The 6566-nt window shown below is 56.2% G+C and carries 11 protein-coding genes; 7 read left to right on the plus strand and 4 right to left on the minus strand.

The genetic code is table 11. The features are described from left to right. Positions 1-693: Tn3 family transposase (locus tag GEU01_RS18730; RefSeq protein ID WP_019087292.1), on the plus strand; the 693-nt coding region annotated here is incomplete at its 5' end. Here GEU01_RS18730 and GEU01_RS18735 read toward each other — a convergent pair. Next, positions 685-1767, minus strand: a complete 1083-nt coding sequence (locus tag GEU01_RS18735; RefSeq protein WP_019087293.1) for a 2-oxoglutarate and iron-dependent oxygenase domain-containing protein — start codon at positions 1765-1767, stop codon at positions 685-687. The two genes, GEU01_RS18730 and GEU01_RS18735, sit on opposite strands and share 9 nt — an antisense overlap. 396 nt (positions 1768-2163) lie before the next feature. Then, positions 2164-2934 carry a hypothetical protein gene (locus GEU01_RS18745; RefSeq protein ID WP_010511393.1) on the minus strand — a complete coding sequence of 257 codons (771 nt, stop codon included), beginning with the start codon at positions 2932-2934 and terminating at the stop codon, positions 2164-2166. Between the two features lie 94 nt (positions 2935-3028). On the opposite strand from GEU01_RS18745, the gene GEU01_RS18750 reads away from it, so the two are divergent. The 5 genes from GEU01_RS18750 to GEU01_RS24960 all read left to right on the plus strand — a co-directional run bounded on the left by GEU01_RS18750 (position 3029) and on the right by GEU01_RS24960 (position 5153). Beyond that, positions 3029-3253, plus strand: a complete 225-nt coding sequence (locus GEU01_RS18750; protein ID WP_010511395.1) for a helix-turn-helix domain-containing protein — start codon at positions 3029-3031, stop codon at positions 3251-3253. A gap of 37 nt (positions 3254-3290) precedes the next feature. Beyond that, positions 3291-3467 carry a hypothetical protein gene (locus GEU01_RS26515; protein WP_010511397.1) on the plus strand — a complete coding sequence of 59 codons (177 nt, stop codon included), beginning with the start codon at positions 3291-3293 and terminating at the stop codon, positions 3465-3467. Positions 3468-3547: 80 nt separating this feature from the next. After that, the gene (locus GEU01_RS18760; RefSeq protein ID WP_232272622.1) at positions 3548-3817 is read left to right on the plus strand and encodes a HigA family addiction module antitoxin; all 270 of its coding nucleotides are present in this window, start codon (positions 3548-3550) and stop codon (positions 3815-3817) included. Positions 3818-4507: 690 nt separating this feature from the next. After that, positions 4508-4747, plus strand: a complete 240-nt coding sequence (locus GEU01_RS24955; RefSeq protein WP_010511399.1) for an AbrB/MazE/SpoVT family DNA-binding domain-containing protein — start codon at positions 4508-4510, stop codon at positions 4745-4747. Further along, positions 4728-5153 (plus strand): PIN domain-containing protein, encoded by a 426-nt coding sequence (locus GEU01_RS24960; RefSeq protein WP_010511400.1) that lies wholly within the window; start codon positions 4728-4730, stop codon positions 5151-5153. The genes GEU01_RS24955 and GEU01_RS24960 overlap by 20 nt, the downstream gene beginning before the upstream one ends. Positions 5154-5412: 259 nt before the next feature. On the opposite strand, the gene GEU01_RS18765 is transcribed toward GEU01_RS24960, so the two are convergent. Continuing rightward, positions 5413-5817, minus strand: a complete 405-nt coding sequence (locus tag GEU01_RS18765; protein ID WP_019087297.1) for a DUF2442 domain-containing protein — start codon at positions 5815-5817, stop codon at positions 5413-5415. After that, positions 5801-6049: a DUF4160 domain-containing protein gene (locus GEU01_RS18770; protein ID WP_232272623.1), complete on the minus strand. Its 249-nt coding sequence runs from the start codon at positions 6047-6049 to the stop codon at positions 5801-5803. Before GEU01_RS18770 ends, GEU01_RS18765 begins: the two co-directional genes overlap by 17 nt. Before the next feature lie 180 nt (positions 6050-6229). Between GEU01_RS18770 and GEU01_RS18775 the strand changes: the two genes are divergently transcribed. Then, a partial coding sequence (locus GEU01_RS18775; RefSeq protein WP_019087258.1) for an IS110 family transposase occupies positions 6230-6566 on the plus strand: 337 nt, incomplete at its 3' end.

Consider the following 6566-nt stretch of genomic DNA (forward strand, 5'->3'; position numbering starts at 1 on the left):
GGCCGCCGCGTCCGCCAGCATTTTGCCGACACGGGTGGCTTTACCGATCATGTGTTCGCCGCCAGCTCCTTGCTCGGCTACAGGTTCGCACCGCGTATCCGAGATCTCTCTCAGAAAAGACTCTATGCCTTCACGCCCAACGCGACGCCCGCCAATGTGCGAGCGCTGGTTGGCGGCAAAATCAATGAACCGCTCATCGAGCGCAACTGGCCCGACATCCTGCGCGTCACGGCAACGATCGCAGCGGGCATCGTCGCCCCCAGCCAGATTCTTCGCAAGCTCGCTTCCTACCCGCGCCAGAATGAGCTGGCCCTCGCATTGCGGGAGATCGGTCGCATCGAGCGCACCCTGTTCATGATCGACTGGATTCTCGACGCCGGTCTCCGGCGCCAGGCTCAGATCGGTCTCAACAAGGGCGAGGCCCATCATGCCCTCAAGCGCGCCATCAGCTTCCATCGTCGAGGTGAGATACGCGACCGCTCAGGCGAAGGGCAGCACTATCGTATTGCCGGCATGAACCTGCTCGCCGCCATCATCATCTTCTGGAACACCATGAAACTCGGGGAGGTCGTGGACAGACGCGCCGTGGACGGCATCATCATCCCGCCTGATCTCCTCGCCCATGTCTCACCGCTGGGATGGGAACACATCAACCTCACCGGCGAATATCGCTGGCCTAAATCCTTAGCGTAGGATTTCGCCCCCTCCCGCAAACGACCCCTTGAAGGCTTCCTTGCGGTCGGGCAGGGAAGTCGTATCAAGCCGTTCGACCCCCAGCCCCACATAGCCCCGGTTCTGGCCCACGCGGCTCATGGCCACGGCTTCCTTGGCGGCGGCGGGCTGGGTGAAGAACGTGTGCGAGGCCTCGAAGAGCTTTGCTATCGTATCGGGAGATACGCCGTGGCCGGTAATGTAGAAAAAGCCGGTCTCGCGGCAGGCCCTGCCGATGGCGCTGGCCACGGCCTCCCGCTCCGCACCGTTACCCTGGCGCAGGGGGGCAATGTCGATAACAGGAATGTCATGGGTCATGGGACGGCTCCTATTTACCTCAGGACCGGCACAAAACCGGTTATCCGCAGGCAGGCATCCGGCGTCACCCGCCTGGGTGGACGGGTTGGAATGAGTGCCCTGCTGGCGTATCTGGCGCGGGCTGAGGCCATGGAACTGCCTGATCTCACGCGACAGGTGGAAGGCAGAGCCATAGCCCGTACTGTCCGCAATGCTGGCCAGTGACATGTCGGTATGCCGGATCAGGCGCAGCGCAGCCTGTGCACGCACGGCCCGCATGTAGCGCATGGGCGTGGTGCCCTGATGCCGACGGAACAGGTCTATCAGGTAAGGTGGCGTAATGCCGGCCATAGCGGCCAGTGTTTCCAGGTCCGGCTTTTCGGCATAATGCAGATCGATATAGGATCTGGCCGCGAGAAGCGGCGCGGGCATGTGTCCGGCCATGCCTTCTCCCGCCTCGATACGCCATGCCGCGAACAGGGCTTCACCCAGGGCGTTGCGCAACATATCGAGCGCTGGCGAGACGTACGGACCACACCCGATCCCTTCCCGGAAAAGCGTCCGGATGCGCGGAGAGGCGCGGATCCGGTCACCCAGGAAATCCTGCTCTATAGGGGCAGGTAACTCCCGCAGCGGCGTTTCACACCACTGAACCTGGCTGCCCGGTGCATAGGTGGAACGCCGGCCAGTAATGTTGATGAAGATGCCACATTCCCCGGCATGAAGTTCCCGCCTGCCGCCATCGATCACGGTGCTCATGGTGCCTGTCTCCAGCAGGAGCAGACAGGCATAAGCGCGGCTGGTTACGCGGAATTCTCCCCCGTCGGGATAGGCTGTCTGCCCAAACGAGAAACTGGTGCCACGCCTGATGAATGCCGATTTGCGAACTTCTGACAGAATGAACCCATCCCCATGTCACGCCTGTCCTGACCATAGTCTGGTTACCGATACGATAGAATGGCCGCAAACGTCGAAAACATGTCTGGAATTAAGATCTGTCCGCGATGGTCTTTCGCCCGGAGAGAGGCCGGGTTGCTGATCCGTGGGGAGGCCATGAAAGGCATGGGTCGCCAGCTTCGCGACGGATAACCCCCTCCCCCTGCCAAAGCCATGGCAATAGAAGATCGCTCTGCTCTGGGCCAATGAGGTGGTCTGTCAGGCTGCTGCAGCCAGCCCTGGAGAGATATGGGCCATGAGACGGGCAAAGGTCTGTTTCAGCCGGGGTTCCACGCGTTCGGCCCTGGCGGCCAGAGCGGCATAGGATGCATAATTCTGACGGTCTTCCAGCGTCGCGTGCCTGTCTCGTGCCTTCTGACGATAGAATTCGCAAGGCAGAAGCGACCTGAAGGAAGCCTGTTTCCTGAAGAAGTGGTTATAGATCTCGTCCTCTTCCACGAAGACATCCCAGAAAAAACGCGGAGCATCAGGCCCCTCGCAGATTTTCATCACGTCTTCGATCGGCGAGGACACTGTCCTGTCCTGCAGCCGGTTGGGAACCAGGATAATTTTCTGTCCGGAAATACCGCAGGCCCGGAGCTTCCGAACCGTCCAGATCATCCGCTGTATACTGTAGACTTCCGGCGTGAATGGAATCAGGAAAACGTCGATGTCTTCGTCAGCACCAGAAAAGCGCTTCATCTTCGTGCAAGTAGCCTCCAGGGCGGTCATGTCGATATCGATGATGATGGGCCGGCCCTGATTCAAGGTGAGTTCCTCAAAAACCACCCCGAAGTCCCCATTTCGGACCAGCAGAAGGTTATCCGGGCTGAGGCCACCAGAAAAGTCGATCCGTTCCTTGACGCAGACCAGCAGGGGATTGAGGAGGAAAGGTGCCAGGAGATGAAAGGCAATGACGGTTTTCCCACACCCACCGGCAGCTGACAGGACGCAGATCCGTGGGGCAGAAACGGGGTGGCAGTCAGACATCTTGGCCTCTCTATATCCAAGGGAACGACATTGAATGGGCATTTACATACTATAGTTGATAAAAATATAGTATGTAAAACGCCAGCATGTCCTGCTGGACATGAGACGCCTTGTGGGATGGAATTTTTCCCGCATCCGAAGGAATAAAGGCCTGACACAGGAACAGGTTGCCGAGCGGTCAGGCTTCAGCCAGCAATATCTCAGCGGCCTGGAAAAAGGGGTTCGCAATCCAACGGTCGTCACCCTTTATGAACTGGCCTGCGTGCTGGACATTTCCCCTGTTGAATTCCTCATGCCCGTTGAGGAAAGTGGCTCATAATCGTTGCAACAGGCCGCAGCCTGGAAAGGGAACGAACATGGCGACGGATACAAACCGGTTCGACCGCGACCGGGAAGCGGAAAAGGACGCAGCCACGCGTCAGGCACTGGCAGAAATTGCAGCGGGCCGTGTGGTCAGTGCGGAAGCGGCCATAGCCTGGATTGACAGCCTGGGCACCGATCACCCGCTCCCCATGCCAGAACCGGGCCAATAGGATGGTCCCATTCCAGCAGAAGGGGGAACGCTGATGCATAGGCCATTGCCCTCATCCAAGCCTCACGCCAGGAGATCATGATGCCACGGGACAGGCACCGTTGCTCCACCCATCCGGGGGAATTGCTACGGCTGGACGTCATTCCTGCCGGCTTCATGGAGACGTCAGAAATTGCACAGGCCCCTGGCATATCCTGTCCGCATCTCCACGAGATCCTGGCGACCCGAAAACCCATTACACCCGAACTGGCGGAACGACTGGGTCAACTGCTGGGCAATGGCCCTGATCTGTGGATCAGGATGCAGGCGGCCCATGATGACTGGCAGACCACGCACCCTGGCATTCCATAGATCGCGTGCTGGCTCTGAACTCCCATAATGCAGCCGGGGGTAGAATGATCGTGCCTCAACTCCGGCAGAAACAGAACGCGGGAATGATCTCTCATTCCCGCGCTGAAGATTACCAGTAATATTCATGGGGCCGCCGGAAGGGGATGGCTCCTCGTCAGATACCTGCCACAGCCCGTCAGAGACGCACTCAGGCATGTGTAGCGGAATATCCGTCTCTATGACTGTGGGACACCCTGGGAGGATGGCTGCCTACTGAAATATCATCATGGGCCATGGGCGATGTGACTAACAGGCGGGCAGCGTCATGGGTCGATAAGGAAGGGAAGCCCGTTCCGGCCGGGACAACCTGCCGGTCCTGCCAGGGGGCATCTATGGTGGCGTGAAGCGCGGTCCGCCCGCAGGGGTGGCGCTGCCGGGCCTGCCATCCGCCGACCGGGACTGTGCCGGTCATGGAAGTCTCGACGGCTGAGGCCGACTTGAGCGCGGCAGCGTGAACGCCCTCCATATCGTCGTGGGGTGGGGGTGCCTGTTAAGATCATTTCCATAAAAATGATATCATAAAATTATTTTTGTATATTATCCTTGACATTCGTTTATCACGTATCATATAGTCGATATTGGCATCGACACCATTATTAAGATCAAGCCTCTTTGGCTTCTGTAATTCCTTAAATATTAGGTAAAAATCGCATGCTGATTTCGAAATGGGGCAATAGCCTAGCGCTTAGACTTCCTAAGAAGGTTGTAGAAGCACTCAATTTAAAGGAGGGAGACGATGTAGATATTTTTGAAAACGGCGTTGGATCTTTCCGCGTCGAGAGAAAAATGGGCCGTAATGAGGCTCTTAGCAATTTAATGTCAATGAGAAATCTAATGCCTGATGGCTTTGTATTTGATAGGGAAAAAGTAAATGAAAGAAAACTGTATTGATACTAACATTATTCTAGAAATTATGTCACCAAATCTGGTGGCAGGTTCGAAAGAAGAAAAAATCCTGCATGGAATATTTTCCACAGGTGGCATTGTAAGTGTCCAAACTCTGAACGAATTAGTTTCGGTTACACGAAAGTGGGCGAATACAGGCGTTCCTGGTTGGGATATGGATAAGGTCAAAACTTTTGCAGCATCTGTTAGGTCTAGATTCACTGTCATCCCAGTGACTGATGTTACGCATATTGATGCGTTGGATATAATGGAGAGATACCGCCTTTCTTGGTGGGACTCTTTGATTGTTGCAGCTGCTGTCCACCATGGTTGTCCGATCCTTTGGAGCAAGGACATGCATCATGGTTTGGTGGTCGATAAAGTAACAACCATCAAAAATCCCTTCAAATAAGATGGGATGTCATTCCAGCCGCTTGCAATCCAAGCGGCTGGAATTGAGAAAATGGTTGCCGATAATTTTCTGGATGTGAGTCGATGCCTTCCAGATGATTTTTCGGTTTCCCATATACTCAACCTAATTCCCCAAACGTGTAGGAATGTGATGTGGACTCACCTCACTTATCCTGCCTCGTCTTGGGCTTCTGATATTGGGCTGACAGATGCCGCGCCTGTACCGATATTGTTAGAATAACGGCCTGACCGGTCGTAGATTACGCCACCTTCCTTGGTCGGCCACCCTTGGCACCATTCCGACGTGCTGCCGCCGCTTTTGCAGGCGATACTTGCCTCCCTGCTTTTGCCGCCATGTAGGCGCGGGATCCAAACAGACCCGCCATCAACTCCGGCACCAATAGGTCAGCATCCAGTGCCTCCCAGTGCAGGCCGTAGCCACCCATGATTTCTACCTGGGCCAGCTGCTCTGGTGTTGCTCTCTCAAGGCCCTGAGCCTGTGAGGCAGGGAATTCAAAGCGGGTACCGTTGGACAGCTCAACGGTTACGCGGCCTGTCGTGGCATCGTAACCGGCGGCAATCGCCTGGGGCACCGTCTCGCGCCGGATGCGACCACGTTCATAAGCGGCATCCATCTGCTTCTCGATGTCATGATCGTTGTGCATCAATCGTCCTCCATGCGGCCAATAGGGCTTCACGTTGTTCCACCGCGATCCTGAACGCCTCGCGTACGTCTGCCCGCTTCACGCCGGGGGCAATCTCCCGGATCGTTGCCTCGGCTTCCCCAAGGTTGATGATGATCTCACGGCCATCACAGAACACATGGACATGGGCCGGATCATGGTCATTCGCATAGATCATGAACCGGAAGCGGCCCACTCGGTAAACTGTTGGCATGGCGCATGCTATCACAAACCCAACATGATGGGTATTTTTTATTATGAGCTGGGCAGACAGTCATATTTTGGCGCGGGAGAAAGCCCGTTTGTTGATTTTCACTGAGAACTGATGGTGTGGACGGCTCCCTGTGGTCCTGAGAGGATGCTGAGGAGTTGAATGTCAGTGAAGGAAACCATCATGCGTCAGTTGGTCCGTATCGGCATGGATACCTCGAAAAAAGTGTTTCAGCTCCACGGCGTGGATGCCGAAGAGCGGGTTGCGCTAAGCCGGAAACTGAGCCGACATCAGATGATCCGGTTTTTCGAGAAACTGCCGCCGACAGTGATTGGCATTGAAGCTTGTGGGGCTTCCCATCACTGGGCCAGAACCCTTGGCGCGCTCGGCCACGAAGTGAGGCTGATGGCGCCACAGCTTGTCAAACCTTACGTCAGGCGCAGCAAGAATGATGCGGCAGATGCCGAGGCCCTCTGTGAGGCGATGAGCCGTCCAACCATGCGTTTTGTGCCAGTCAAGA

This window comes from Komagataeibacter europaeus LMG 18890, assembly GCF_000285295.1.
GTDB lineage: Bacteria > Pseudomonadota > Alphaproteobacteria > Acetobacterales > Acetobacteraceae > Komagataeibacter > Komagataeibacter europaeus.

What these genes read in the sequence shown, in the direction of transcription:
- GEU01_RS18765 (WP_019087297.1), bottom strand. Translation starts at nt 5,817, where the DNA reads ATGCACAACGATCATGACATCGAGAAGCAGATGGATGCCGCTTATGAA.
- GEU01_RS26515 (WP_010511397.1), top strand. Translation starts at nt 3,291, where the DNA reads ATGGCGACGGATACAAACCGGTTCGACCGCGACCGGGAAGCGGAAAAG.
- GEU01_RS18735 (WP_019087293.1), bottom strand. Translation starts at nt 1,767, where the DNA reads ATGAGCACCGTGATCGATGGCGGCAGGCGGGAACTTCATGCCGGGGAA.
- GEU01_RS18745 (WP_010511393.1), bottom strand. Translation starts at nt 2,934, where the DNA reads ATGTCTGACTGCCACCCCGTTTCTGCCCCACGGATCTGCGTCCTGTCA.
- GEU01_RS24955 (WP_010511399.1), top strand. Translation starts at nt 4,508, where the DNA reads ATGCTGATTTCGAAATGGGGCAATAGCCTAGCGCTTAGACTTCCTAAG.
- GEU01_RS18770 (WP_232272623.1), bottom strand. Translation starts at nt 6,049, where the DNA reads ATGCCAACAGTTTACCGAGTGGGCCGCTTCCGGTTCATGATCTATGCG.
- GEU01_RS18760 (WP_232272622.1), top strand. Translation starts at nt 3,548, where the DNA reads ATGCCACGGGACAGGCACCGTTGCTCCACCCATCCGGGGGAATTGCTA.
- GEU01_RS24960 (WP_010511400.1), top strand. Translation starts at nt 4,728, where the DNA reads ATGAAAGAAAACTGTATTGATACTAACATTATTCTAGAAATTATGTCA.